Raw genomic sequence first — 25,217 nt, 5'->3', positions numbered from 1 at the left:
TGCCCGGTCAGCTGATCGGGCACCGCTGAGGAGGCCGGGCGCCGTCCGGCCCGACGATGGTGACCGGGGTGGAGCTGTTCGTGAAGCCGGTCTGCGCCGCGGCGTCGGCGACCGTGCAGACGATCTGGTCGACAGCGTTTTCCGACAACGCCCGCGCCGCGGTGTTTGTCCGCACCGTGAGGCCACCGGATTGATCGGCCGCGGACGTCACGGTGACCGGGTCGAGCCCGGCCGGCACCTCACTGGTGAGGCCCTGTCGGCGTTCGTTCACCTCCGGACCGGCAGCGAGCAGGGCGAGGTTGTTGGCGGGGGCGGAGTCCCCCGTGGCCGGACGGAGGACCAGTACGAGTTCGCCCTGCGCGAGCAGGTAGAGCCCGACGCCCTGCGCCGGGCCGCTGACCGCTGGGCGACCGGTGATGACGGCGCTGGGACGTACCCCACAACCCGTTGCCAGCAGCGTGCCGAGCAGCAGCCCGCCGGCGAGCAACGCGCGGCCGGTCCGCCGCCTGGTCACCGGGCACCTCCGGGGTCCGTCGTCTCCCGGGGCAGCCGGAGTGTGAAGACCGCGCCGCCCCCGGGGCCGTTGCCGGCGACGAGGGCCCCGCGTCGCTCGCCGTGGCGGTGCAGCCGCGCGTTCTCCCAGGAGATGGCGAGGCCGAGGCCGCTGCCCTCGGAGCGGGAACGCGCGGTGTCGGCCTTGTAGAGGCGGTCGAAGACGTGGGGCAGCACCTCCGGGTCCAGCCCCGGCCCCTGGTCGGCCACCTCGATGGTGACCCAGTCCGGGTCGGCGCTCAGGCGCACCGACACCGGCTCGGCACCGTGCCGGAAGGCGTTGGCGACCAGGTTGGCGACGATGACGTCCAGCCGGCGGGGATCGAGCCGGGCCACCACTCCGGACGGCAGGTCGGCGCGTACCCGGTCGGCCCAGCCGCGGATCCGCAGGGTCGCGGTCACCGCCGCGGCCACGTCCACGTCGTCGAGGGCGAGCCGTGCCGTGCCGGAGTCGAACCTGCTGACCTCGATGAGGTCGTTGACCAGTTGGGTGAGGTTCTGTGTCTCCTGGCTGACCAGCCGGGCGGCCCGGCCGGCATCCCCGGGCAGGTGCTCGGCCTCCTCGTCGAGCACATCGGTGACCGCCGTCATCGCGGCCAGCGGCGTACGGAGTTCGTGCGAGACGTCGGCCACGAAGCGGCGGGCGTCGGATTCCATCCGCCGCAGCTCACCGACCTGCCGCTCCAGCGTGCCCGCGGTGTCGTTGAAGGTGCGTGCCACGTCGGCCAACTCGTCGACGCCCCGGACCGTCAGCCGGGTGGACAGGTCGCCCTCACCGAGGCGGCGCGCCGCCCGGCCCAGGTCGCGGACCGGTCGCAGGACTCCGCGGGCGGACAGCAGGGCCAGCAGGACGGCGAGGAGCAGGGACAACCCGCCGGTCAGCCACGCCCTGGTGGCGAGTTGGTCGATGCTCTGCTGCTCGGGCACGAGGTTGCGCACCGAGTAGACCTCCACCCCGGACGGGCGGGACGTGCCGTCCGGGCGGTCAAGCGCCAACTGGGTACCGATGAGCAGCGCGGGCTCTCCGGCGAGTGAGACCCGTTGCCAGGCGATGTCACCGTCACGGACCTGCTGCCGAAGCTCGGGGGTGAGCGGGTCGGCGAGTGCGGAGCCGCCCTGTGCCCGCATGTCCCGGTAGACGACCACCGCGAAGCTCTCCCGATCGCTGAGGCGCTGAGCCAACAGTTCGAGCTCGTCCTGGGTCGGCGGGAGCTGGGCGATCGGGTAGACCTTGGTGAGCTGGTCGGTCAGCGACATCACCGCGGCGTCCTGCGCCTGCTGGAGGATGACGGTCCGGGCCTGCACGTAGCTGCCGCTGGCCACGACGGCCGTGGTGGTGATCCCCAGCAGCGCGAACGCCAGGAGCAGCCGAACCCGCAGGCCTGAGACCTGGGCGGCGACCGGGCGCCAGAACGTCACAGCGGCCCGAACCGGTATCCGAAACCACGCACCGTCTGGATGAAGACCGGCGCCGACGAATCGACCTCGATCTTGGCCCGTACCCGTTGGACGCACGCGTCCACGAGTCGCGAGTCGCCAAGATAGCCGTGCTCCCACACGGCCTCCAGCAACTGCTGGCGGCTGAGCACCTGGCCCGGCGTGTGCGAGAGTTCGAGCAGCAGCCGCAGTTCCGTCGGGGCGAGGCTGACCGGTTTTCCGTCCTTGCTGACCACCAGCGCGGCCCGGTCGATGGTCAGGGCGCCGTGCTGCTCCAGGCCGGTCCGATCGCCGCCGCGCCGCGAGTCGCCAGCGGTCCGTCGCAGCACCGCGCGGATGCGCGCCTCGAGCACCCGGGCCTGCACGGGCTTGACCACGTAGTCGTCGGCGCCGGCCTCCAGGCCCGCCACCACGTCCATGTCGTCGTTGCGGGCGGTGAGCATGATGATCGGCAGGTCACCGAGCTGCCGGATTCGGCGGCACACCTCGAACCCGTCCATCCCGGGCAGCATGAGATCGAGGACCACGACATCGGACGAGGTCGTGCGCAGCCGCTCCAACCCCTGCTCACCGGTGCCCACGGCATGCACTGTGTGGCCCTGTCGGGTGAGCGCCAACTGGAGTCCGTCGCGCACCGTCTGGTGGTCTTCGATCAACAGGACCTGGGACATGTCGTCAAGTATCCCATCATGAGATCTTTCGGGTTTCGCTCGTCGACGGCGACCGCGCGGGGCTTCGCGGAGAGAGTGACACCGCGAATCCCGTCGACCGCACCAGGAACACCACAGCTCCCACCAGGAACATCGTCGAGGCAGCCGCGGCCACGATGGCGATCAGCAGGCCGCGCTGCACCGATGCGGCCAGGCCGGGCACGACCACCAGCAGCGCCCAGACCAGCACGACCAGCCCGACTGCCGCCTCGGCCAGCCGGCGCCAGAGGCTGCCGCCGTCCGAACCGCCGGCCGTGTCGCGCTCGTCGGGCCTGGCCGCCAACGCCGCCGCGGCCAGGCAGAACACTGTCACCCCCAGCAGTACGCCACCGAGCACGTCGCTGAACCGGTGCCAGCCCGCGATCATCGTGGCGGAGGCGATCACCGAGACACCCGCAGCGCCCGGCGCCGCCAGCCAGCGCCGGGCCCACCCCGGCAGGACCAGCATGAACGCCAGCAGCAGGGCGGTCGCCGCCGCGACATGACCGCTGGGGAAGCTGTTGTGGGTGGTGGAGCTCTCGATCTGCAGATCCGGGCGGGGCAGCTCCGATTTCACAGCACCGGCCAGCAGCACCACGCTGACGACAACGCCCACACCGACGACCCCCGCCACCAGTCGTCGGCGGAGCACACCCACCAGCAGCACCACACCGAGCAGGGCCGCGATGAGGCTCGGGCTGCCGAAGGTGGCCAGCACGCTCTTGGCCGGGCCCACCAGCACTGTCTGCTGCTCGTACCCCCCGCCCCGCTCGGCGCGCGGCAGGAGCACCCCGTCCAGCCACTGCCCCGGGTACGTCCGCACGAAGACGGCGGCGGTGAGGGCCAGGGCGACCAGACCGCACAGCGCCGCCGCGAGCAGTCGAAGCCCCAGCGGCACCGCCGCGCGGGCGTGGGGCAGCGGTCGCGCCGGACCGGGCGTCGACCGCCCGACGGAGTACAACGATCCGATGGACATGGCGACCATGCTCGCCCCGGCAGGTCCGTACCCCGTCCTCGAATTGTCTTGGTTCTGTCACAACCACCCCCACCGCTTCCGGAAAAGCGGATCGTCGGCGGTGGGCCGGGTGGACCTGGGCGGCGCTACGAGATTCACATGCTTACATGCAACTATGTTTTACCCAGCCGAGATCAGCCACCACTAGGGTCAGGACGCCGATCGATGTTTCGGTCGGCAGTGCGAAAAATCCATCCGGAGTGAGTTGGGGAACCGGAAGGTGTTGGCAAATGCAGGAAATTCCAGTCGCCAGCCTGGTCATCGGCATCGCATCCTCGCCGGCCGAGCGGCGACATCTGGCCCGGCTGCTCGGTGGCAGTGACGCCTTCCTGATCGTCTCGACCGTCGACCAGGCGCGAGAGTTCCTCGGGGTGGTCGAGGCGCCCCCCGTCCCGGCTCCCCCGAGCAGGGCTGCGCTCGCCGAGGTGGCACCGAGCCCTCAGCCACCGCCACCGGATCTGGCCGTCGACTCCGACCGCCGGGTGCTGCGCTGGCGCGACCAGGAGATCGACCTGACCCGGTTGGAGCACGACGTCCTGCTCTGCCTGGTGCACGCGCCCGGGCAGGTCTGGACCTACGAGCGCCTGCACCTCGAGGTCTGGGGCAACCGGCACCTCGGCCGGGGCTCCGACATTCACTCGGTGGTCCGCCGGGTGCGCGGCAAGCTCGCCAGGCTCAACGCCGCGGCGACCATCCACTCGGTGCGCGGCGTCGGCTTTCGGCTCGCCCCCGTCTGATCCACCCCGGACGTGGTCCGGCCCGCCTGGTCGCAGACCAGGCGGGCCGGATTTCTTCGGCTAGTGCTCAGGTGTCAGCACTTGATGGGCGCCAACCCGAAGTTCTCCACCGTCGGAGTGGCGGTGTCGATCCTGGTCTGACGGGTCTGCGGCTTCCAGCCGTCCTTGGCCACGATCATCGTGAGCGGGTTGTTGCGGCGGTCCACCCAGTAGGCGTACCTGCCCTCGGCGTCGGTGGCGAAGGTGTACGACGCCGCCCACGAGTCGACCTGCACGACCGCGCCGGAGAGTGGCGAGGTCGCACCCTGGCAGCTGGTGCCGGTGACCGTACCCATGAGCTTGCCCCAGGTCTTCGGGGGGTTCGCGGTCATGGTCACCGCCACCGGCGCCACCGAGTACGGGGTGTTCTCGGAGATCGCGACCGCGCCGGAGTAGGTGCCCGGCTGGTCCACGTTCGCCGTCAGACCGACGGTGACAGTGACCTTCGCGCCCGGCGCGAGGGTGACCGCCGACTTGTCGATGGTCATCCAGCTGACGTCGGCAGCCGACTCGGAGCATCCCTCGAAGCCCGGGAGCACCTCGCTCTCCGCAGCCGCGTTGAAGCTGCCGGACGAGCCGCCGATCTTGTAGAAGCCGCACGCCGCGCCGCCGCGGTACCGCGCGGTGTTGGCGTTGGGCAGGTTGGACCACGAACCGGCGGCCGGGTCGAAGGCGAAGCCGGCGTTGCTGATGGCCCCACCCTGCGAACCACCGACGACGAGGAGCTTGCCGCTGGCCACGGCGTACGAGCTGGCCCAGTTGTCGGCCGGCGCGTCGGCGATGGCGGTCCACGTGTTGGCACCCGGGTCGAAGGCGTAGCTGGACTTCTGCGCGGCGGTTCCGTCGTTGCCGCCGGTGCAGTAGAGGACGCCGTCGATCCCGCCGCAGGAGGCGAAGGCAACCGACTTCGGGTAGTTGGCCATCGTCTCCCAGGTGTCACCGGTCGGGTCGTACCGGACGACGCTGTTCGACATCGGCAGACAGGCCGCCGTCGTGCAGCCACCGACCGCGTACAGCTTGCCGTCGACGACGGCCTGACCGGCAGCGGCCCGCGGTGCCGGGTTGTCGGCCAGTTCCGTCCAGGTGTTGGCCCCCGGGTCGTAGGACCAGGTGGCGGAGTCCGGGCCCGCGTCGCCCCAGCCACCGCTGACAATGATCTTGCCGTTCACCACGCCCGCGGTCACCGCGTTACGCGCGCCGGGGAGGTCGGCGATCGCCGTCCAGGTCTGCGCGGCCGGGTCGTAGGCGTAGTTCTTGGTGGTGGAGGCCTCACCGTTGCCGCCACCGAGCGAGTACACCTTGCCGTCCAGGTTCACCACCCGGTTGTCCATGATCGCAGCCGGGTAGTTGGCGATGTCGGTCCACGGCGCCGCCTGCGGGCCGGCCGCCGCGGCAGCCGCCTTGGCCTCCTTGCCGGACGCCTTGGCGGCGAACGACGTCGGTACGGTGAGCCGCTGCTCCGGCGCGCCGCTGGACCCGAGCACCTGCTGCCGGGTGACAGTGGAGCCGTCCGCCCGCAGGAGTTCGAACCCGTTGTCCCGCTCACCGAACTTGACCTCGACCGGCGCGCCGCCGGTGTTGGTCACCGTGAACGACTTGCTGGTCTTGCCGTTGGGCATCTGGAGCGTCGCGCTCAGCTGCGTCGGCGTCACCGCCAGTCGACCGGCCGCGAGCTGGAAGTTCGCGGTGGTCGCCCAGTCGGCCTCGACGTCGACGGGCTTGGTCTGGCTGACGTAGTTGCCGGCGGTCGCCGTGAACGGGTGCTCGCCGGTGAGCGACGAGTAGATCCAGTAGAAGCCGTCGGCCAGCCCCGGGTCGTCCGGGGTCGCCACTGTGACGGCCTTCTCGGCGGGCCGGTCCTTGCTGGTGACGGTCGCGCCGTTGACGTAGCTGTCGTCGTTCTTGTCGCGGACGTTGCCGACGACCAGACCGCCGTCGACAGGCACGCAGGTGACCTGGCTGCCGATCAGCACGTTGTCGACCTCCCACCACCACTCGTACGAGGCGTCGTAGTAGTGGAACCGAACCTGCACCTGCGCCTGGCCGGCCGCCTGCGGGATCGGAATCTCGGTCAACTTCGGGCCCCGGACGTCGGTCTCCTGCCGGAGCACGTTGGTCCAGGTGGCACCGCCGTCGATGCTCAGGTCCACGTCGGCGGTGTCGTCGTTGAGCTGGTTGAAGTCCTGGTTGAACCGGATGACCGGGGCCGTGACGCTGGTCAGGTTGACCACCGGGCTGACCAGGGAGGTGTCCTGGCTGGTGCCCGCTCCGTAGGCGTCGCTGTCGATCATCGCGAAGTTGCCGGTGCCGCCGGTCAGGTTGCCCCGGTCGCCGTCGTCGGTGAACTTCCAGACCTGACCGCTGCCCGCGTTGTCGACGACGGTCCAGCCGGCCGGCGTGGTCGTGGCGTCGAAGGTCTCGTACTCACCGTCGGAGCCGGTCGTGTATCCGGGCGCGGTGGTGCAGACCGTGGTGTCCACCGGCACGGCGACGTTGGCGGTGGTGTTACCCGAGCCGACCACGACCTCCTTGGTGACAGTCTGGTAGCCCGGGTACTGCGGCTCGTACTTCAGGGTGTAGGTCTGCCCGGCCGGCAGCTTGATGCTGTAGCGGCCGTTCGACGGCGTGGTGTAGTCGTAGACGCCGGACACACCGGTCACTGTCACCTTCGCGTACAACGGCCAGCCGTGGCCGGAGCCGTCGGTGACCGCTCCGGTGACGTTGACGCTCGGCACCGCCGTGAGGGCGACGTTGAGTGTCGTGGTCGCGCCCTTGGCGACAGTTGCCGTCTTGGTGGTGCTGGCGTACCCGAACGCCGTGACGGCGACCTGGTAGTCGCCGGTGGGGAGTTGGGTGGAGAACGTGCCGTCGGGACCGGTGGTCAGCTCACGCTCGGACGCGCCGGTGAGCGTCAGTGTCGCGCCGGCGATCGGGGCGCCGGAGGTCGCGTCGGTGACAGTGCCGGCCAGCGTGCCGATGTCGCCGGTCGGGGCGGCGTTGAGCAACGCGAGGGCGTCCAGTCGGCCTTCGCCGTAGACGTTGTTGTCGGCGGCGGTGCCACCACACTGGTCGTCGGCCTTGTCGATCGCGGCGCCGTTGAGCAGCGCGCGGGTCGCGTTGACGTCGCCGACCAGCGACGGTGCCGCCGAGTACAGCAGCGCGATCGCGCCCGCGAGGTGCGGCGAGGCCATCGAGGTGCCGCTGATGCTGCCGTAGGCGCTGCCCGGGATGCTCGACCGGACGTTCACGCCCGGCGCCGAGATGTTGGGCTTGATCTCGCCGTTCTGACCGGCGCCGCGGGAGGAGAAGCCGGCGACGTTGTTGTTGACGTCGTACGCGCCGGTCGAGTAGTTGCTGACGAGGCTGCCCGGCGAGCCACTGGTCTGGCAGGCCGGTCCGCTGTTGCCGTTGGACCAGGCGCCGAAGATGCCGGACGCGGTCCAGGCGTTGGTCACGTCCTCCATGAACGGCTCGTTGGACGGGTCCCGGGTGCCCCACGAGTTGTTGATGATGTTCGGACGCTTGCTCGCGTCCGCGTTCTGACCGTTGAGGTCCAGCGGTTCGAGCATCCACTGACCGGATTCGACCAGAGCGGCGTCACTGGGGCAGCAACCGTTCGCCGCGATCCACTTGACCCCGGGGGCGACACCGATCTGGTTCGCGCCGTCGGAGCCGGCCATGGTGCCCATCGTGTGCGTGCCGTGGCCATCGCCGTCGCAGGGGGCGGTGGCGCAGGCCCCGGTCGCGTTGGCGGCGTTGAACCAGTTGTAGTTGTGGTCGAACGTCCCGTCGCCGTTGTTGCCCCGGTAGGAGTTCACCAGCGCCGGGTGGTTGAACTGCACACCGGTGTCGATGTTCGCGACGGTGATGCCCTCGCCCTTGACGCCGTACTGGGACCAGACGTCGTCGGCGTTGATGTTGGCGATGCCCCACTCCAGGGCGTTCACTGTCTTCTCGTCGGTGCCCTTTGTCGTCTCCGGCACCTTGTACGCGACCGGCGCGTAGAGGCCCTCGACCTCCGAGTGCCCGGCGAACTTCTGGGCCATCGCCAGCGAACCGCTGTTCACCTTGATGGCGTTGGTGGCCCAGAAGGTCTGGTACCTGGTGCCCGAGCTGTCGAGGTCGGCCCGGATCTTGCCCTGGCTCGCGGCGGCGGTCTTGCGCAGCGCGTCCGCCACCGCCGTGCCCCGCTTCGACCAGTCCTTGATGGCGCTGGCCTTGCTCAGGTCGGCCCGGTCCTTGAACCGGATCCAGAAGTCCCCTTCACTCTTGGCCTGGAGCTGCTTGGCGAGCTCTGGTCGGATCTTGTCCCCGGTCTGGGCGCCCGCCCCCATCGCACCGCCCGGCGCGGCCTGCGCGCCCGAGCTGATCGTCGCCAAGCATGTCGCGGCGAGGATCGTCGCCGCGCCGGCGCTCACCAGTGATCTGGCCGCGCGCCGCCATTGTGGACGTCTGAACATCGGTGCTGCCTCCCTCAGAACGACCCAGGGTGTAATGGGCCATGGTGGACCTCCCCCATGCACCGCGCGGGTCACGCCGGTTGCCCGAGTGGACACTATGATCGAGAAGAACGGACGATCAAGAACTTGCCGTGAGCAACTTGTCGCTAAGAGTTGCCCTGGCTGGCGGCACGCTTGCCAATCATTGTCAGAACCGTGACGAGAGCTGGGCAGGGATGCCCATCGATCCCGGGTGGTGCGGTGGCCGAGGACGAGGCAACGGTGAACAGGGGTGATCCGGCCGACGAGCCGTTCCCACTGCTGATCGCGGTGACCCCGTCGCCGGCCGAGCGCATCCGACTCGCGGAGCTTCTCGACGGCATCGCACCGCTGCTGCTGGTCGCCGACCTCGACGAGCTGCGCCGGCTGATCGCCGCCCCGCAGCAGGCAGCCGCCCCGTCCGAACCGACGCCGGCCGCCGCCCTGGTGATCGACTCGGCCCGCTCCAGCGCCCGCTGCGGCGAACGTGAGATCGACCTCACCCGCCTGGAACACGACCTGCTGACCTGCCTGATCACCGAGCCGGCCCGGGTCTGGAGCTATGCCGAGCTGCACCGGTCGGTCTGGGGTGACGAGGGGCGCGAACGCAAGGCCGACGTGCAGTCGCTGGTCAAGCGGCTGCGCCGCAAGCTGCACGGCCTGGGCACCGGAGCCACCATCGATGTCGTCCGCGGTGTGGGGCTGCGGCTGACCGATCACCAGCAGGCGCGGGTCGAACGAGCCTGACAGCGACGTCGCATGAACTGATCTCGCCCGGGGTACGCCAGGAAGATCAGCATCAACAAAGGCGACGAAGAGCGCTGGTAAGGAGAGTCAGGATGGCATTCCCCAATCCCTCGACCGTGTCCATCGGGCTGAAGAAGGCCGCGCACGTCGGGATCGCGGTGAGTGACCTCGACCGCTCGGTCGCGTTCTACCAGGCCCTGCTCGGCGCGGAACCGGTCGTTCGGGACGAAAGCATGCACGGCGCCGGGTTCGCGCAGTCACAGGGGCTGCCGACGACGAAGCTGCGGTACGCCACGTTCAACCTCGACAACCTCGGGATCGACCTGATCCAGTTCCAGGAGCCGGTCGGCGACGCCGCCCAGGTGGCGGCCAACCGGCCCGGCTCGATGCACCTGTGCTTCCACGTCGACGACGTGCGCGCGGTCTACGACCGGATGAGCGAGGCCGGGTTCGACTTCCTCGGGCAGCCGTACACGTTCGCGTCCGGTGAGGTGGAGCCTCCGGCGGCGGTCGGCACCGAGGTCGCGTACTTCAATGACCCGGACGGGACGAACCTGGAGATCATCGCGCCGAAGGGTGGCTTCGCCCGCAGCGAGTGAGCCCACACGGGCGGCGTGGGGTCCGGCCGGGGACGGCCCCCCATGTCGCCCCTGAGGGACAACAGGGTCAGATCAGCCCGGCCCGGGCCCACAGGAGACGCCCCGGCCCAGCGACCAGGCCAGCGTCCGCCAGGTGGTCGTGCACCCGCTTCGCGGACCAGCGCAGGGTGGCACGCCAGTGCGGGTTGGCGCTGGCAGCGGCCCGACCGACCGCCGGCGGAATGCCCACCGCCGCGTACACGTCGGGATGGACCAGGCGGTTGGCGATCGTGGAGGCGGCGCGACCGACCAACAGTCGGGCGTACGCCAGGCCCACCGGACCGGTGGCCGCGACGGCGGCGGCCAGTTCCTCGCGGGCGAACCGGACATGCCGCGCCTCCTCCACCACGTGGATGCGGGAGACCATCCGGATGAGCGGCTGGAGCGACTCGTCCGCCATGATCTCGCGCTGGAACGCGTCGAGGATCTCCTCCGCGATGAGGATCGCGGCGTACATCCGGGGGCCGCTGGCGGTGGCCTTGAGAAAGCGCCCGAGGTGGTGGTCCACGGTGCTCGCGCGGTAGACCGGACAACCCATCGCCTCGATCAGCCGGCCGAACATGATGGAGTGCCGGCACTCGTCGGCGACCTCGGTCAACGCGTACTGGGCCTGCCGGCTGGTCGGGTCGGCGCGGTAGTACTCCCGGATCAGCATCTGCATCAGGATCGTCTCGAACCACAGCCCGGCGCTGGCCGCGCTGGCCACCTCGTGCTTGGTCAGCGCGACGCGCTGCTCGTCGCTGAGCTGCTCCCACAGCGGTGTGCCGTAGAGGCTGCTGCGCTGCGGCGGGAGCCAGTAGGCGCCGGGGGTGTGCGGGGCGTCCCAGTCGATCTCGACGGTGGGGTCGTAGCTGGTCCGCAGCGAGGACATGAGCAGTCGCTCGGCGACCGCCGCGCGCTCGGTTTCCGCCGCCTCCATGGGTCCTCCATATTGACGTGACGACCAGTAACTGTTACGAGTAGTAGCATGCAATCGCCGCTCACCGATGTCAATGCATCCGACCCGCCGGCCACGCCCCCTGACGGCGGTCCGAAGGCGAAGGGCAACGGCCGCCGAGACCGCTGGGCAGACCATCGTGAGCAACGACGGCAGGAGTTGGTAGGTGCCGCCGTGCAGGCGCTGCTGCGGCACGGGCCGGAGGTCGACATGGAACAGGTGGCCGCCGCCGCAGGCGTCAGCAAACCGGTCCTGTACCGCTACTTCGCCGACAAGTCGCAGCTCTGGGTGGCTGTCAGCGAGGTGGTGGCGGCCCGGATGGTCGACACCATCGCGCCCGCGATCGAACAGGTCCGCGAGGAACGTGGCCTGGTCGAAGCGACGATCGACGCCTACCTGGGCGTGATCGAGTCGGAGCCGAGGCTCTACCGGTTCCTGATGCACCAGTCCGGCGACCCCGGCATCCACCAGGTGATCGCCGGCACCAGCCGGCAGGTGGCAGCCGGGCTCGCCCGGGTGATCGGCGACCGGCTACGCACGTTGGGCCTGGACGCCGGGCCCGCCGAGCCCTGGGCGTACGGCCTGGTGGGCTTCGTGCAGGCGGTCGGCGACTGGTGGACCACGCACGGGCAGCCGATCAGCCGGGCCGCCCTCACCGACTACCTGACCGCTCTGCTGTGGAGCGGCATCGAGGGGGTACGGGCCAGCGCCGATCTGCCGCACGAGCTCACCCGCGCCCACGAGCGGATCGTGCCGTGAGTTACCACGGCCCGGCGGGTGTCGAGGGCACCACCGTCCGGGTGCACCTGAGCGGGCGATGGGAGCCGGTCGACGGCCGCTTCCACTGGGGCGGACGGATCGAGCCCGAGCCACGGGTGGCCCACCTGCTGCGCTCTGGCCGGCGCGACGTCGAGGTGTGCATCGCCGACCGCGTCCGGGCGGCCCGACTGGCCGAGGTCGATCCGTGGGGCGGCGTACGAATCACCGGCGTGGGTGATCCGCCCTGGCCGCCAGTGGCCGACCCGACTCGCGCGCCCGAGCTGACGGAGGAGTGGATGGAGACAGACGTTGCCATCATCGGCGCCGGCTTCGGTGGCCTGGGCGCCGCCATCCGCCTCCAGCGGGCCGGCTTCACCGACTTTCTCGTCTTCGACCGGGGTGAGGACGTCGGCGGCACCTGGCGGGACAACAGCTACCCGGGCTGCGCCTGCGACGTCCCGTCGCACCTCTACTCGTTCTCCTTCGCCCCCAACCCCGGCTGGTCGAACACGTTCTCCAGCCAGCCGGAGATCTGGGACTACCTGCGCGGCTGCGTCGACCGCTTCGGGATACGCCCGAGGTTGCGGTTGCGCCACGAGGTGCGGGAAGCAAAGTGGGACGACCAGCGCCAACGCTGGTTGTTGCGCACCTCCGGCGGCGACCACAGCGCCCGGGTCCTGATCTGTGCGGCCGGCCCGCTCAGCGACCCGGCCATCCCCGACCTGCCCGGGCTCGATGAGTTCACCGGCACTGTCTTCCACTCCGCCCGTTGGCGGCACGACCACGACCTGACCGGCCGGCGCGTCGCGGTGATCGGCACCGGGGCCTCGGCCGTCCAGTTCGTGCCCCAGATTCAGCCGACGGTCGAGAAGCTGACGCTCTTCCAGCGCACTCCCGCCTGGATCATGCCGAGGTTGTCGCGCCGGATCAGCGCTGTCGAGCAGGCCGCGTTCCGCACCGTGCCCGGGGCGCAGCGGGCCGCCCGGGCAGGGCTCTACCTGGTACGCGAGAGCATGGGCCTGGGTTTCCTGCACCCGGCGGTCAACCGCCTCGCCTCGCGCCTGTCAGTGCGTACGCTGCGGCGCCAGGTTCCCGACCCGCACCTGCGGGACAAGCTCACCCCCCGGTACGCGATGGGCTGCAAGCGGGTGCTGATCTCCAACGACTACTGGCCGTCGCTCACCCGACCGAACGTCGACGTGGTCACCGCCGGCATCGCCCGGATCGTGCCGGACGGCCTCGTCACCGACGACGACGTCCACCACCGGGCGGACACGATCATCCTCGGGACCGGCTTCCACGTCACCGACTCCCCCGTCGTGCGACGCATCCACGGTCGGGGCGGGCGCAGCCTGGGCGACGCGTGGACCCCGAGCATGCGCGCGTACCGGGGCACGACCATCGCCGGCTTTCCCAACCTGTTCTTCCTGCTCGGCCCGAACACCGGGCTCGGGCACACCTCGGTGGTGCTGATGATCGAGGCGCAGCTGCATCTGGTGCTCGCGGCCCTACGGCACATGCGGGCCACCGGCATCCAGGCCATCGAGCCCACCGCGCAGGCGCAACGACGCTGGACCGAGCGGGTCGAGCAGAAGATGGCCGGCACCGTCTGGCAGACCGGCTGTTCGAGCTGGTACCTCGACGCCACCGGCCGGAACACCACCATCTGGCCGGGCTTCGCCACCAGCTTCCGCATGCGGCTGCGCCGGTTCCGCCCGGCCGACTACCAGGTCGCCTCGACCGGCGGCACCCCCAACGAAGCGGAGCGGGAGCACGCCGATGCGGTATGACCTGGCGGGCAGGGTCCTGCTCATCACCGGCGCGGCGCGCGGCATCGGGGCGCAACTGGCCCGCGAGGCCGTCGCCCGCGGGGCCCGGGTCGCCCTCGTCGGCCTGGAGGGCGAGCTGCTCAAGCAGCTCAGCGCCGACCTCGACGCGCACTGGTACGAGTGTGACGTCACCGACCAGGCGTCGTTGGACGCCGCGGTGGCCTCCACTGTGGACCGCTTCGGTGGCATCGACGTCGTCGTGGCCAACGCTGGCATCGCGAACCTCGGCACCGTCGCCGTGGCACCGGTCGACGCGCTGGTCCGTACCGTCGAGGTGAACCTCTGCGGCGCGATCCGCACGGTCAGCGCGGCGCTGCCTCACGTCACCGCCGCCCGTGGTCACGTCCTGATCGTCTCGTCGGCCGCCGCTTTCACGGCGATGCCCGGCATGGCGGCCTACTGCGCGTCCAAGGCGGGCGTGGAGCAGTTCGCCAACGTACTGCGCCTGGAAACCCGCCCACGCGGCGTCACCGTCGGCACGGCGCACCCGATCTGGACCGACACCGACCTGGTCCGCGACATCCGTGACGACCTGGCGTCGTTCCGCACCGCGCTGCACCGGTTGCCGTGGCCGCTGTCCACAGTCGTACCCGTCGAGCAGTGCGTCGAGGCCCTGCTGCGCGGCATCGAGCGCCGCAAACGCAAGGTGTACGTGCCGCGGTCGCTCGCCCTGGTGCAGGCGCTGCGGCCGGTGGTGCTGAGCGGCCTCTCGGACGCGTTGATCACCCGGTTCGGCGGCCAGACCATTGTCGGCCAGATGGAGGACGAGGTACGCCAGCTCGGGCGTTCCTTCGGCAGGACCTCGGTGGGAGAGCGGTCATGAGCATTCATTTCCGACGGGCGGGCAGCGGAGAGCCGCTCGTGCTCATCCACGGCATCGGTCACCGTCATCAGGCGTGGGAGCCGGTGTTCGACCGGCTCACCGCCCACCACGAGGTGATCGCGCTCGACCTGCCCGGCTTCGGGAACTCTCCGGTGCCCGGCACCGGCATGCCCGCCGACATGGCCGCCACGGTGGCCGGGGTCCTGCCGGCGCTGACCGAGTGGGGGCTGGAGCGTCCGCACGTCGCCGGCTACAGCCTCGGTGGGGCGATCGCCCTGGAGCTTGCCGCCACCGGGGCGGTCGCCTCGGCCACCGCCTTCTCCCCCGCCGGCTTCTTCACCCCGACGGAGCGCCGCCGTGCGCTGGCCATCCTCCGGATGCTGCGGGCCAACTCGTACCTCCCCACCACGGTCATGCGGGTCGCGCTGCGCTCGGCGTACCTCCGGGCGTTGTGCTTCGCGCCGCTGATGGCCCGTCCGACGCTGCTGGATGTCGAGCGCGCGCTGGGCGACGCGCTCGCCCTGCGACGCGGGGCCGGCTTCAACGCCGTGGCCCGAGCCGCCCGCGACTATCGCTTCGACTGCCTGCGGCTGTCCGACGCGACGGTGCCGGTGACCATCGGCTGGGGGGACTGCGACCGGATCTTCGGCGTCCACCAGGCCGAGCGCGCCCGGGTGGGCCTGCCTGCGGCGCGGGTGGTGACGCTGCCCCGGTGCGGGCACGTGCCGATGAGCGACGACCCGGACCTGGTCGCCGCGCTCATCCTGGAGACCACCGGCGCCGTGCCCCGAACCGAACGACCGGATCCGTCGGCCTCCGTCCAGCCTCACGGTCAGGAAAATCACTTCACGATCTAAAAACTTGCAGGCTGTGCAAGTTCGCTCCTAATCTCGCCCGCGTGACCGACACCGACCACGCTCCGCCCGGACGTCGCGACCGCAAGAAGGCGCAGACGCGTGCCGCGCTGACCGCCGCCGCGCTGCGGCTGGTCGCCGAACGCGGCCTGGAGCACGTCACTGTGGAGGAGATCAGCGAAGCCGCCGACGTCTCGTCCCGGACCTTCTTCAACTACTTCACTTGCAAGGACGAGGCGCTCACCGACGATCCGGCGCTCGACGGCAACCCGGTCGTGGCGCGCCTGGCAGCCGCCCCGGCGCAGGTGTCGGCATTGCGGGCCGTACGGGTCGCCCTCGACGAGTCGATCGACTCGATCCAGGCCGACCGGGAGTTGTGGCGGCTGCGACTGACGGTCATCGCCCAGAACCCCGCGCTGCTGCCCCGGCTGGTGGCCGGCAACAGCGCGACCGAGCAGGCCATGGTCGCTGTCGTCGCCACCCGCCTCGGCGTCGGCCTCGACCACGGCCACCCGCCGCTGGTCGTCGCTGTCACCGGTGCCGCCTTCCGCACCGCGATGCTGCGCTGGGCCGCCGACGACGACGCCCGGCCCCTGCACGAGTTCGTCGACGAGGCGTTCGCCGCGATCGCCGCCGGCCTGCCGGATCCGCCGTCCCCCACCTGACCCGCACGTTCCCGCCCCGCCGCATCAGCTCCGGGGCCAGCCACCCCGCCACACACCCGACAAGGGAGCGTCAATGACCACCACCGTCCCGCCCGCCGACACCGCCGACGTCGGCACGCGCATGTCGCGTCGGGAGGTTCTCCAGGCCCTCTCCGGCCTGATGGTCGGCATGTTCGTGTCCATCCTCGCCTCCACGGTGGTGGCGAACGCGCTGCCGCGGATCATCGCGGATCTGAACGGCAGCCAGACCGTCTACACGTGGATCGTCACCAGCGAACTGCTCGCCATGACGGCGACGGTGCCGCTGTGGGGCAAGATGGCCGACCTGTACAGCAAGAAGCTGCTGATCCAGTTGTCCCTGGGACTGTTCGTGGTGGGTTCGCTCATTGCGGGCTTCACGCCGAACGTCGAGGTTCTGCTGCTCAGCCGGGTCGTCCAGGGCATCGGCGCCGGCGGCATGACGGCGCTGGCCACGATCGTCATGGCGGCGATGATCCCGCCGCGCGAGCTGGGCCGCTATGCCGGCATCTTCGGCGCGGTCTTTGGTGTCGGCACCATCGCCGGTCCGCTCATCGGCGGCCTGCTCGTCGACACGTCGTGGCTGGGTTGGCGGTGGTGCTTCCTGATCGGCGTTCCGTTCAGCGTCATCTCCATCGCCCTGCTCCAGCGCACCCTGCACCTGCCGGTCGTCCGTCGCAAGGCGAAGATCGACTGGCTGGGCGCCCTGCTCATCACCTCGGGCGTCTCCACGCTGCTGATCTGGTCGTCGCTGGCGGGCAACAAGTTCGACTGGGCCTCCGGCTGGACCGCAGTCATGGTCATCGGCGGTCTGGTTCTGCTGGCGCTGGCCGTGATCGTCGAGTCGCGGGCGGCGGAGCCGATCGTCCCGCTGAGCATCTTCCGCAACCGCACTGTCTCCCTGGCCACCATCGCCAGCGTGCTGGTCGGTGTCGCGATGTTCGGCGGCACCGTCTTCCTGTCCCAGTACTTCCAGATCTCGCTGGGCAAGTCACCCACCGTCGCAGGCCTGATGAGCCTTCCGATGATCTTCGGTCTGCTCGTCTCGTCGACGGTGGCCGGCCAGCTCATCACCAAGTACGGCCGGTGGAAGGCGTACCTGGTGGCCGGCGCCGCGGTGATGACCGTCGGGATGCTTCTGCTGGGCACCATCGACGCCAACACCAGCGTCCTCGTGCTGTCGATCTACATGGCCGTGCTCGGCGTCGGCGTCGGCATGCTCATGCAGAACCTCGTGCTCGCCGCGCAGAACGACGTGCCGGCCCATGAGCTCGGTGCCACCACCTCCGTGCTGACGTTCTTCCGCAGCATGGGCGGCGCGATCGGAGTCAGCGCCCTCGGCGCGGTCCTGGCAAGTCGGGTGACCTCGCTGACGACCGACCGGCTCGGCCCGGCGGCGACCGCCGGCGGTGGCTCCGCCGAGGTGCCCGACCTGTCCACCCTGCCCGAGCCGGTGCTGCGCATCGTGCAGGACGTGTACGGCATCGCCACCGCGGACCTCTTCCTGGTTGGCGCGCCGATCGCGCTGCTCGCGCTGATCGTCGTGCTGTTCATCAAGGAGAAGCCGCTGCACACCCTCAGCGGGGACGAACGACGCGCCCAGGAGGAGGCGGCCGCAAAGGTCGCCATTCACTGAGCCGTACGCCAGCAGAGCGGGGGCGGGCCGGTTGGCCCGTCCCCGCTCTGCGCCCAGACCAGCGAACTGGCGAATCGGCGAGGGCCCTCTCTGCCGCCACCTTTGCTCTGCTTCAACCCGCGCAACGGTTTCGGGCCATGAGTGGTGCGTGGGTTGAAGCAGAGCAAAGCGTGCGAGCTGACCCACCGACCCCGCCGCCACTGACGAGCCGACGTACCCCGCTTCCGCGTTTCCCGGTAACGACATGACGTGAACTCATTGCCACGTAACGTGAGATCAAGCCGGTCAACGGCTGACGCCAGACGTGCGCCGGGCCGCCACTGCGGCGGCGCCCCTCGGCCAACTGCCGGGTCGGACAGCTCGGCAACGTCGCGGCCCATCAGCCGCAGGAGGTGTGGACGAATGCTGTCGGTCTTCGATCCTCGGCACACTGTCGCTCCCCCGGGATACAGCCGCTGGCTCATCCCGACCGCGGCACTGGCCGTGCACGTCTGCATCGGCCAGGTTTACGCGACGAGCGTCTACAAGAACTCCCTCATCGCGCACTTCGACGTCAGCCAGACGGCAATCGGGGCGATCTTCAGTATCGCCATCGTCATGCTGGGCTCGTCGGCGGCGGTGGGTGGCCGTTGGGTGGAGCGGAACGGGCCGCGCCGGGCGATGTTCGTCTCGGCGTGCTTCTGGGCCGTCGGGTTCCTGGTCGGCGCGCTCGGCATCGCGACCCAACAGCTCTGGCTGCTCTACCTCGGGTACGGCGTCATCGGCGGTATCGGGCTCGGCATCGGCTACATCTCGCCCGTCTCCACACTGATCAAGTGGTTCCCGGACCGCCCCGGCCTCGCCACCGGGCTGGCCATCATGGGGTTCGGCGGCGGCGCCCTGGTCGCCGGCCCGCTCGCGCGCCAACTGCTCTCCCTCTACGACTCCGGCTACAACCCTGACAACCCGGCCGCCGTCGCGTCGGGACATGCCCTCGTGGCGCTCTTCGTCACGTTCGGCATCGGCTATTTCGTGATCATGATGTTCGGCCCGTTCAACATCCGGGTGCCGGCGCCAGACTGGCGGCCCGCCGGGTTCGACCCCGCGAGCGTCGCCGCCCGGCCTCTGGTGACGACGGCGAGCGTGTCCGCGTCGAACGCGGTGCGTACCCGGTCGTTCTGGTTGCTGTGGATCGTGCTGTTCTGCAACGTCACAGCGGGCATCGGCATCCTGGAGCAGGCGAGCCCGATGATCCAGGACTTCTTCCGGGACAACGGGACCGCCACCACGGTCTCGGTGACGGCAGCCGCCGGTTTCGTGGGAGTGCTGTCGCTGTTCAACATGGCTGGGCGGTTCGTCTGGTCGACGACGTCCGACCTCATCGGCCGCAAGCCCATCTACATGGTCTACCTCGGCGTCGGCATGGTGCTGTACCTGCTGCTCGCCGTGGCCGGTCACTCCGCGACAGCGGTCTTCGTGCTGATCGCCGCCGCGATCATCTCCTTCTACGGCGGTGGCTTCGCCACCATGCCCGCCTACCTGCGTGACCTGTTCGGCACCTTCCAGGTTGGGGCCATCCACGGCCGGATCCTCACCGCCTGGTCGGCAGCGGGTATCGCTGGCCCGCTGATCGTCAACGGGATCCTCGACACGCAGGGCAAGCCCGGCACCCTCACCGCGGCGGCGTACCGGCCCGCGCTGTTCACCATGGTCGGCATCCTCGCCATCGGGTTCATCGCGAACCTGCTGGTCCGTTCCGTGCCCGAGCGGTTCCACGAACCGAACCGAGGCCCGACCTCGCCCGTGGCGAAGGCCACCGTCACCGAGCCGGTCGCTCTCGGGCGGGACAGTCAACCTCCCGCGCCGCCGCGCGTCGGTAGCCAGACCGGGCGGCTCTGGTTGTCGTGGCTGCTGATCGCAGTGCTCCTCGGGTACGGCATCGTCCAGACCGCCATCACCGCCGCGAAGCTGTTCACCGGCTGACGCGCGGCGGCCAGACCTCCTGCGCCGAAACCGAAGGCGCCCCTCCTGGAGGGGCGCCTTCGGTTTGGCCGATCCGCTCAGAGCCGGGTGGCCGACTGTTTCTCGGCGAGCCGCTCCCGTTGTGGCACGACCGTGTACTTCGGATCGCGTGCCGACACCCGTCCCGCCTCGAAGACGCCGAACCGGGTGGCGACCGACGATGCCACGAGGGCGGCGCCGGAGATCGCCGACAGGACCCGGCTGCGTCGGCTGACCAGCGCGGTGGCCACGCCCACGGCGAGCAGGGCGCGTCCCGCCTTCACCAGCCGGCCACTGCGGCCGTGCGTGTAGGGCTCGCTGGTGAGGCCCTGCCGCTCCAGCCGGTGCCCCCCACCCAACTCGATGGCCGCGGCGGCCAGGGCGAGTCGTCGCAGTGGGGCGGTCTCCGCGGCCGGTGCCGCGATCAGGCCCACCCCGGACGCGGCGGCGAGCGCGCTGCCGGCGAAGACGAACGGCAGCGACGGGTAGGCGTCGTGCCAGGACGGCACCGCAGTGTCGGCGAGCAGCACCCCGGTGTACGTGGCCAGCGCCGGCGCGGTGGCCGCGGCGGCCAGGCCGGCGACGGTGCCGATGGGCGGTGCGATCCGACGGGCGAGGCCCAGCACACCGTGCTGCGGGAGCAGCGGCGCGAGCTCGGCGACCGCTGCCACACCGGCCAGCGGGCCGAACGCGGCGAGGATCCAGGTGCCCACCGACATCGGCGAGGTCACCTTGGCCACCCGGAGCATGTGATGGAACCGGGTCGGCCTGCCCAGGTCGTGCACCAGCAGGTACGTGCTGGCGGCGACGCCGCCGAGGGCCGTCCAACGGCCCACCATGCGCAGCCCGGGTCGTCCGGTCAGTTGGGCGCCCGCGCCGATCAGCGCACCTCCGGCGGCGAGGCCGCCGGTGAACAGGTAGCCGGCGATGTCGTACTTCCACACCGGCGGCTTCAGCACCGGCCGGCCGTAGTAGGAGGCGAAGTCGGCCGGCGGCACCGTGAGTTGCTCGCCGCCGCGGGTCATCGCCGCCTGCCCAGGAACGCTACCGCCGTGGCGACCGCCATCGTCATCGCCGCCAGGCCGGCGCGCTTCCACATGGCCGGCAGGTCGCGGGTGGTCACGATCGGGTCCGGTGGCAGGCCGTACACCTCCGGCTCGTCGAGCAGCAGGAAGAACGCACCATCACCGCCGACGCCGTCGTTCGGGTCGTGCCCGTACAACCGCGCCTCCGGCACACCCCGCTCATGCAGCTTCGCCACCCGCGCGGCGGCCCGCTCCCGCAACTCGTCCAGTTCCCCGTACTGGATCGACTCCGTCGGGCACGCCTGCGCACAAGCCGGCGTCATCCCCACCCCGAGCCGGTCGTAGCACAGCGTGCACTTCCACGCCCGACCGTCGTCCTTGCGTTGATCGATGACGCCGTACGGGCAGGCGGAGATGCAGTAGCCGCAGCCGTTGCAGATGTCCTCCTGCACCACCACGGTGCCGAACTCCGTCCGGAACAGCGAACCTGTCGGGCAGACATCCAGGCAGGCCGCGTGAGTGCAGTGCTTGCAGACGTCCGACATCATCAGCCAGCGGAAATCCGTCCGCCCCTCCGCGCCCGAGCCCCTCCCCGGCGGCTGCACACCCGGCATCCCCAGAAACTCCGGGCCGCCCGACATGCGGGCCGCCGCGGCGGGCGAGCCGGTCTCCAGGCCGGGGTCCGTTCCGGTGTCGGTGCTGGTACGCGCGCCGGCCGCCGCCGTCACCGGGCTGATCGCCGGCCCGTCCGGGTCCCCCGCGAACGCCGGAGTCGCCCAACCGGCCGAGCGGGGCTGCTCCACGAACGCGACGTGCCGCCACGAGTTCGCGGTCAACGCGCCGGTGTTGTCGTACGACATGCCCAGCAGGTCGAGCCCACTCTCGGGGACGCCGTTCCACTCCTTGCAGGCCACCTCGCACGCTTTGCAGCCGATGCAGACGCTGGTGTCGGTGAAGAACCCCATCCGCGGCGGCGGGTCCTCGTAGCCGGCGTCCGGCGCGGGGTCCAGCGGCCCGTACAGGGCGTTGGCGTGGGGCATCGGTCAGGCCTCCTGGTCGCTGCTGGTGTCGGCGACGTCGGTAGTGACCATCGGCGGGTAGCGGTGGACGAGGTTCCCCGACCGCCGCCGGTAGTCGACGACGAGGTCCACCAGGTCCTGTCCTCTGGGGCGCCGTCCGGGCCGGACGTCGCACGTGCCGACCTTGCTCTCCTGAATCAGGACGTTGGGGTCGAGGGTGATGCCGAACAGGTCGTTTGCCGAATCGCCGGTGACCAGGCCCTCGTAGCCGAAGTGGTACGGCAACCAGACCTGGTGGATGATCCGGCCATCCACTCGCAGCGGCGTCACGCGGTCGGTCACCAGCACCTTCGCCTCGACTGCCGCCCGGCTGGTGACCAGGTGGGCCCAGCCCAGGTGACTCAACCCTCGCAGGGCCGCCAACTCCGGCGACACCTCGACGAACATCTCGGGCTGCAGCTCGGCCAGCGGTGACACCGTCCGGCTCATCCCACCGGCGGTGTGGTGCTCGGTGAGCCGGCTGACAGTGAACACGTACGGGAACACCTGGCTGTGTTCCTGTGGCGGGCTCGGGTTGAGCGTGTTGATCGGGTGGGTGTAGACCTTGCGGGTCGGGTTGGCCTGCTGTCGGTAGAGCGGGTTGCGCACCGGCGACTCGACCGGCTCGTAGTGGGTGGGCATCGGTCCGTCGAGCACACCGGTGGGCGCGTACAGCCAGCCTTTGCCGTCTCCCTGAAGGATGAACGGGTCGTCGCCGGCGATGCCCGCCACACCCGAGGCGTCGCGCTCCGGTCGGTACGACGGCGGTTTCGTCTTCTCGAAGTCCGGCACGTCGTAGCCGGTCCACTCGCTCTTGTCCGCGTCCCACCAGACGTAGCGTTTGCGCTCACTCCACGGGTTGCCGTCCGGGTCGGCGGACGCACGGTTGTAGAGGATGCGCCGGTTCGCCGGCCACGCCCAACCCCACTCGGGCGCCACCAGGGACTGCTCCGAGCCGGGTTTGCGGCGCGCCGCCTGGTTGACGCCGTCGGCGTACACCCCGGTGTAGATCCAGCAACCGCCGACTGTGGAGCCGTCGTCCTTCATCTCCGTGAACGACGCCAGCGGCCGGCCGGTGGCCACGTCGTACCCGTTGATCTCGCGCAGCACCGCCTCGGCGCTCGGCTCGACGTTCGGGCCGTGCGTCGGGTAGTCCCAGGCGAGGTCGAGCAGCGCCCGGTCGCGCGGCTTCGTCGACGCCGCCAGCCGTTCCCGGATGATGCGACCGAGGTGGTAGAAGAACCAGAGCTCGGAGCGGGCGTCGCCTGGCGGCTCGACGGCCTTCTCCCGCCACTGCAACAGCCGCTGCGTCTGGGTGAAGGTGCCCTCCTTCTCCACGTGCGAGGCGGCCGGTAGGAAGAACACCTCTGTGCGGCACCGCTCGGGCGCGATCTCGCCGGTCTCGATCTCCGGCGCGTTCTGCCAGAACGTGGCGCTCTCGATCATGAACAGGTCCCGGACCACCAGCCAGTCGAGGTTGGCCATGCCGAGCCGCTGCGCCCGGCCGTGCGCCGAACCGACCGCCGGGTTCTGCCCGAGCAGGAAGTACCCCTTGATCTTGCCGTCGATCATGTCGAGCACCTGCTGGTACGTGCCGTGGTCGCCGGTCATCCGCGGCATGTACCCGTAGCAGTAGTCGTTGTCGGCGGTGGCCGCGTCACCCCAGTACGCCTTGAGCAGGTTGACGCCGTAGGTGCGGGCGTTGCCCCAGAAGCCCTTCTGCCCGGGGTGGGCGATGCTGTCCACCCACGCGTCCAGGGTCGGGTGATTGGCGTGGTGGGGCATCGGCAGGTAGCCCGGAAGCAGGTTGAACAGCGTCGGGATGTCGGTGGACCCCTGGATGCTGGCGTGCCCGCGCAGGGCCATCACCCCACCACCCGGGCGGCCCACGTTGCCCAGCAGGAGCTGGATGATCGCGCCGGTACGGATGTACTGCACGCCGACGCTGTGCTGCGTCCAGCCCACCGAGTAGACGAGCATGCCGGTGCGGTCCCGGCCGGAGTTCTCCGTCCACGCCTGGGCCAGCTCGAGGAACTTTTCCTGCGGGATGCCGCAGACCCGTTCCACCATCTCCGGGGTGTAGCGGGCGAAGTGCCGCTTGAGGATCTGGTAGACGCAGCGCGGGTGCTGCAACGTCTCGTCACGTTCGGTCTCGCCGCCGACGGGCGCGCCGTGCGACTCGTTCTCCAGCCCGGCCGCCGTCTCCCGCTGCGTCTCGCTGTCGCGGGTCGTCTGGTTCTGCGAGTGGCCCTCGTACCGCCAACTGGCCTGGTCGTAGGTGGCGTTGTCGTCGTTGAAGCCGGAGAAGAGGCCGTGCATGTCCTCGGTGTCGGCGTACTCCTCGGTCACGATGGTCGCGGCGTTGGTGTAGGCGACGACGTACTCCCGGAAGTCCAGCTCGTTGTCGAGGATGTAGCGCACCACCCCGCCGAGCAACGCGATGTCGGTGCCCGCCCGGATCGCCAGGTACGAGTCAGCCAGCGCGCTGGTGCGGGTGAACCGCGGGTCGACGTGGAAGACCTTCGCGCCCCGCCGCTTGGCCTCCATCACCCACTGGAAGCCCACCGGGTGTGCCTCGGCCATGTTCGAACCCTGGATGACGATGACGTCGGAGTTCGACAGGTCCTGCTGGTACTGGGTGGCGCCGCCACGACCGAAGCTGGTCCCCAGACCGGGGACGGTGGAGGAGTGTCAAATACGGGCCTGGTTCTCGATCTGGAGCGCCCCCATCGCCGTGAACAACTTCTTGATGAGGTAGTTCTCCTCGTTGTCCAGCGTCGCCCCGCCCAGGCTGGAGATGCCCAGCGTCCGGTTGAGCGGCCGGCCCTCGGCGTCGACGTCCTCCCAGGTCTCGTCCCGGGCGGCCAGGACCCGATCGGCGATCATGTTCAGCGCCGTGTCGAGGTCGAGGTCCTCCCACTCGGTGCCGTACGGCCGGCGGTAGCGGACAGTGGTCTGCCGCAACGGGCTGGTGACCAGGCTCTTGCTGGCCGCGCCCTTCGGGCAGAGCCGACCGCGTGAGATCGGGCTGTCCGGATCACCCTCGATCTGACTGACCTGCCCGTCCTTCACGAACACCCGCTGACCACAACCCACAGCGCAGTACGGGCAGACGGACCGGGCCATCGAATCGGCGGTATCGGTGCGGGCGGTGAGCGCGCGGGACCCGTCGGACTTCGCCGCCGCACCCCGGCCCAGCGGGTCGGTGCCGGTGAGCTGGCGGTAGACCGGCCAACCCTCGAACCAGCTGCGCACCCCCATCGCCGCACCTTCCCGACCAATCCCGCCAAATATGAACACT

General features: G+C 70.3%; 18 protein-coding genes and 1 pseudogene. 10 read left to right on the top strand and 9 right to left on the bottom strand.

Annotation, left to right across the window (positions count from 1 at the left end; all coding sequences use genetic code 11):
• Positions 1–7 precede the first annotated feature (7 nt).
• Genes NIE79_RS02540 through NIE79_RS02525 form a run of 4 tightly spaced genes read right to left on the bottom strand, consistent with a single transcriptional unit; the run spans position 8 to position 3,654 of the window.
• On the bottom strand, positions 8–514 hold the full coding sequence (locus NIE79_RS02540; protein ID WP_238676980.1) for a hypothetical protein: 507 nt from the start codon (positions 512–514) through the stop codon (positions 8–10).
• Complete coding sequence (locus NIE79_RS02535) at positions 511–1,971, bottom strand: ATP-binding protein (RefSeq protein ID WP_238676979.1); 1,461 nt, start codon at positions 1,969–1,971, stop codon at positions 511–513. Before NIE79_RS02535 ends, NIE79_RS02540 begins: the two co-directional genes overlap by 4 nt.
• Complete coding sequence (locus tag NIE79_RS02530; protein WP_238676978.1) at positions 1,968–2,660, bottom strand: response regulator; 693 nt, start codon at positions 2,658–2,660, stop codon at positions 1,968–1,970. Before NIE79_RS02530 ends, NIE79_RS02535 begins: the two co-directional genes overlap by 4 nt.
• 16 nt (positions 2,661–2,676) lie before the next feature.
• A complete protein-coding gene (locus NIE79_RS02525) occupies positions 2,677–3,654 on the bottom strand; it encodes a phosphatase PAP2 family protein (protein ID WP_238676977.1) in 978 nt (325 codons plus the stop codon).
• A 269-nt stretch (positions 3,655–3,923) separates the two neighbouring features.
• Between NIE79_RS02525 and NIE79_RS02520 the strand changes: the two genes are divergently transcribed.
• Positions 3,924–4,430 (top strand): winged helix-turn-helix domain-containing protein, encoded by a 507-nt coding sequence (locus tag NIE79_RS02520; protein ID WP_238676976.1) that lies wholly within the window; start codon positions 3,924–3,926, stop codon positions 4,428–4,430.
• 74 nt (positions 4,431–4,504) lie between these two features.
• Here the strand turns inward: NIE79_RS02520 and NIE79_RS02515 are convergent, their stop codons facing one another.
• A complete protein-coding gene (locus NIE79_RS02515; protein WP_238676975.1) occupies positions 4,505–8,929 on the bottom strand; it encodes a S8 family serine peptidase in 4,425 nt (1,474 codons plus the stop codon).
• A 240-nt stretch (positions 8,930–9,169) separates the two neighbouring features.
• On the opposite strand from NIE79_RS02515, the gene NIE79_RS02510 reads away from it, so the two are divergent.
• Together NIE79_RS02510 and NIE79_RS02505 are read left to right on the top strand one after the other, a co-directional pair.
• Positions 9,170–9,694: a winged helix-turn-helix domain-containing protein gene (locus NIE79_RS02510; protein WP_238676974.1), complete on the top strand. Its 525-nt coding sequence runs from the start codon at positions 9,170–9,172 to the stop codon at positions 9,692–9,694.
• 92 nt (positions 9,695–9,786) lie between these two features.
• Positions 9,787–10,293: a VOC family protein gene (locus tag NIE79_RS02505; RefSeq protein WP_238676973.1), complete on the top strand. Its 507-nt coding sequence runs from the start codon at positions 9,787–9,789 to the stop codon at positions 10,291–10,293.
• Between the two features lie 67 nt (positions 10,294–10,360).
• Here NIE79_RS02505 and NIE79_RS02500 read toward each other — a convergent pair whose 3' ends face one another.
• Positions 10,361–11,251 carry an AurF N-oxygenase family protein gene (locus NIE79_RS02500; protein ID WP_238676972.1) on the bottom strand — a complete coding sequence of 297 codons (891 nt, stop codon included), beginning with the start codon at positions 11,249–11,251 and terminating at the stop codon, positions 10,361–10,363.
• A gap of 48 nt (positions 11,252–11,299) precedes the next feature.
• Here NIE79_RS02500 and NIE79_RS02495 point away from each other — a divergent pair, with 48 nt between their 5' ends.
• From NIE79_RS02495 to NIE79_RS02465, 7 genes are all read left to right on the top strand, one after another.
• On the top strand, positions 11,300–12,028 hold the full coding sequence (locus NIE79_RS02495; RefSeq protein ID WP_238676971.1) for a TetR family transcriptional regulator: 729 nt from the start codon (positions 11,300–11,302) through the stop codon (positions 12,026–12,028).
• Positions 12,025–13,818, top strand: coding sequence for a DUF4873 domain-containing protein (locus NIE79_RS02490; RefSeq protein ID WP_238676970.1), 1,794 nt, complete (start codon positions 12,025–12,027; stop codon positions 13,816–13,818). The genes NIE79_RS02495 and NIE79_RS02490 overlap by 4 nt, the downstream gene beginning before the upstream one ends.
• Positions 13,808–14,680, top strand: a complete 873-nt coding sequence (locus NIE79_RS02485; protein ID WP_238676969.1) for an SDR family oxidoreductase — start codon at positions 13,808–13,810, stop codon at positions 14,678–14,680. Before NIE79_RS02490 ends, NIE79_RS02485 begins: the two co-directional genes overlap by 11 nt.
• Positions 14,677–15,537: an alpha/beta fold hydrolase gene (locus NIE79_RS02480; RefSeq protein WP_238676968.1), complete on the top strand. Its 861-nt coding sequence runs from the start codon at positions 14,677–14,679 to the stop codon at positions 15,535–15,537. The genes NIE79_RS02485 and NIE79_RS02480 overlap by 4 nt, the downstream gene beginning before the upstream one ends.
• 41 nt (positions 15,538–15,578) lie before the next feature.
• On the top strand, positions 15,579–16,199 hold the full coding sequence (locus NIE79_RS02475) for an acyl-CoA-like ligand-binding transcription factor (RefSeq protein WP_238676967.1): 621 nt from the start codon (positions 15,579–15,581) through the stop codon (positions 16,197–16,199).
• 73 nt (positions 16,200–16,272) lie between these two features.
• Complete coding sequence (locus tag NIE79_RS02470) at positions 16,273–17,853, top strand: MDR family MFS transporter (protein WP_238676966.1); 1,581 nt, start codon at positions 16,273–16,275, stop codon at positions 17,851–17,853.
• Positions 17,854–18,255: 402 nt separating this feature from the next.
• A complete protein-coding gene (locus NIE79_RS02465) occupies positions 18,256–19,815 on the top strand; it encodes an OFA family MFS transporter (protein WP_238676965.1) in 1,560 nt (519 codons plus the stop codon).
• A gap of 77 nt (positions 19,816–19,892) precedes the next feature.
• On the opposite strand, the gene nrfD is transcribed toward NIE79_RS02465, so the two are convergent.
• From nrfD to fdh, 3 genes and pseudogenes are all read right to left on the bottom strand, one after another.
• Positions 19,893–20,858, bottom strand: coding sequence for an NrfD/PsrC family molybdoenzyme membrane anchor subunit (gene nrfD / locus NIE79_RS02460; RefSeq protein ID WP_238676964.1), 966 nt, complete (start codon positions 20,856–20,858; stop codon positions 19,893–19,895).
• Positions 20,855–21,898, bottom strand: a complete 1,044-nt coding sequence (locus tag NIE79_RS02455) for a 4Fe-4S dicluster domain-containing protein (RefSeq protein WP_238676963.1) — start codon at positions 21,896–21,898, stop codon at positions 20,855–20,857. Before NIE79_RS02455 ends, nrfD begins: the two co-directional genes overlap by 4 nt.
• A gap of 30 nt (positions 21,899–21,928) precedes the next feature.
• Positions 21,929–25,177 (bottom strand): annotated as a pseudogene (gene fdh, locus NIE79_RS02450) (formate dehydrogenase); the annotation flags it as partial.
• Positions 25,178–25,217: the final 40 nt, after the last annotated feature.

The organism is Micromonospora trifolii, assembly GCF_022229005.1.
GTDB lineage: Bacteria > Actinomycetota > Actinomycetes > Mycobacteriales > Micromonosporaceae > Micromonospora > Micromonospora trifolii.
This window is presented reverse-complemented; position numbering and strand designations above follow the sequence as displayed.

Excerpts from the sequence above, each read along its gene's own strand:
- NIE79_RS02530 (WP_238676978.1), bottom strand. The coding sequence starts at position 2,660 with ATGTCCCAGGTCCTGTTGATCGAAGACCACCAGACGGTGCGCGACGGA.
- NIE79_RS02525 (WP_238676977.1), bottom strand. The coding sequence starts at position 3,654 with ATGTCCATCGGATCGTTGTACTCCGTCGGGCGGTCGACGCCCGGTCCG.
- NIE79_RS02520 (WP_238676976.1), top strand. The coding sequence starts at position 3,924 with ATGCAGGAAATTCCAGTCGCCAGCCTGGTCATCGGCATCGCATCCTCG.
- NIE79_RS02515 (WP_238676975.1), bottom strand. The coding sequence starts at position 8,929 with ATGTTCAGACGTCCACAATGGCGGCGCGCGGCCAGATCACTGGTGAGC.
- NIE79_RS02505 (WP_238676973.1), top strand. The coding sequence starts at position 9,787 with ATGGCATTCCCCAATCCCTCGACCGTGTCCATCGGGCTGAAGAAGGCC.
- NIE79_RS02500 (WP_238676972.1), bottom strand. The coding sequence starts at position 11,251 with ATGGAGGCGGCGGAAACCGAGCGCGCGGCGGTCGCCGAGCGACTGCTC.
- NIE79_RS02495 (WP_238676971.1), top strand. The coding sequence starts at position 11,300 with ATGCAATCGCCGCTCACCGATGTCAATGCATCCGACCCGCCGGCCACG.
- NIE79_RS02485 (WP_238676969.1), top strand. The coding sequence starts at position 13,808 with ATGCGGTATGACCTGGCGGGCAGGGTCCTGCTCATCACCGGCGCGGCG.
- NIE79_RS02480 (WP_238676968.1), top strand. The coding sequence starts at position 14,677 with ATGAGCATTCATTTCCGACGGGCGGGCAGCGGAGAGCCGCTCGTGCTC.
- NIE79_RS02470 (WP_238676966.1), top strand. The coding sequence starts at position 16,273 with ATGACCACCACCGTCCCGCCCGCCGACACCGCCGACGTCGGCACGCGC.
- NIE79_RS02465 (WP_238676965.1), top strand. The coding sequence starts at position 18,256 with ATGCTGTCGGTCTTCGATCCTCGGCACACTGTCGCTCCCCCGGGATAC.
- nrfD (WP_238676964.1), bottom strand. The coding sequence starts at position 20,858 with ATGACCCGCGGCGGCGAGCAACTCACGGTGCCGCCGGCCGACTTCGCC.
- NIE79_RS02455 (WP_238676963.1), bottom strand. The coding sequence starts at position 21,898 with ATGCCCCACGCCAACGCCCTGTACGGGCCGCTGGACCCCGCGCCGGAC.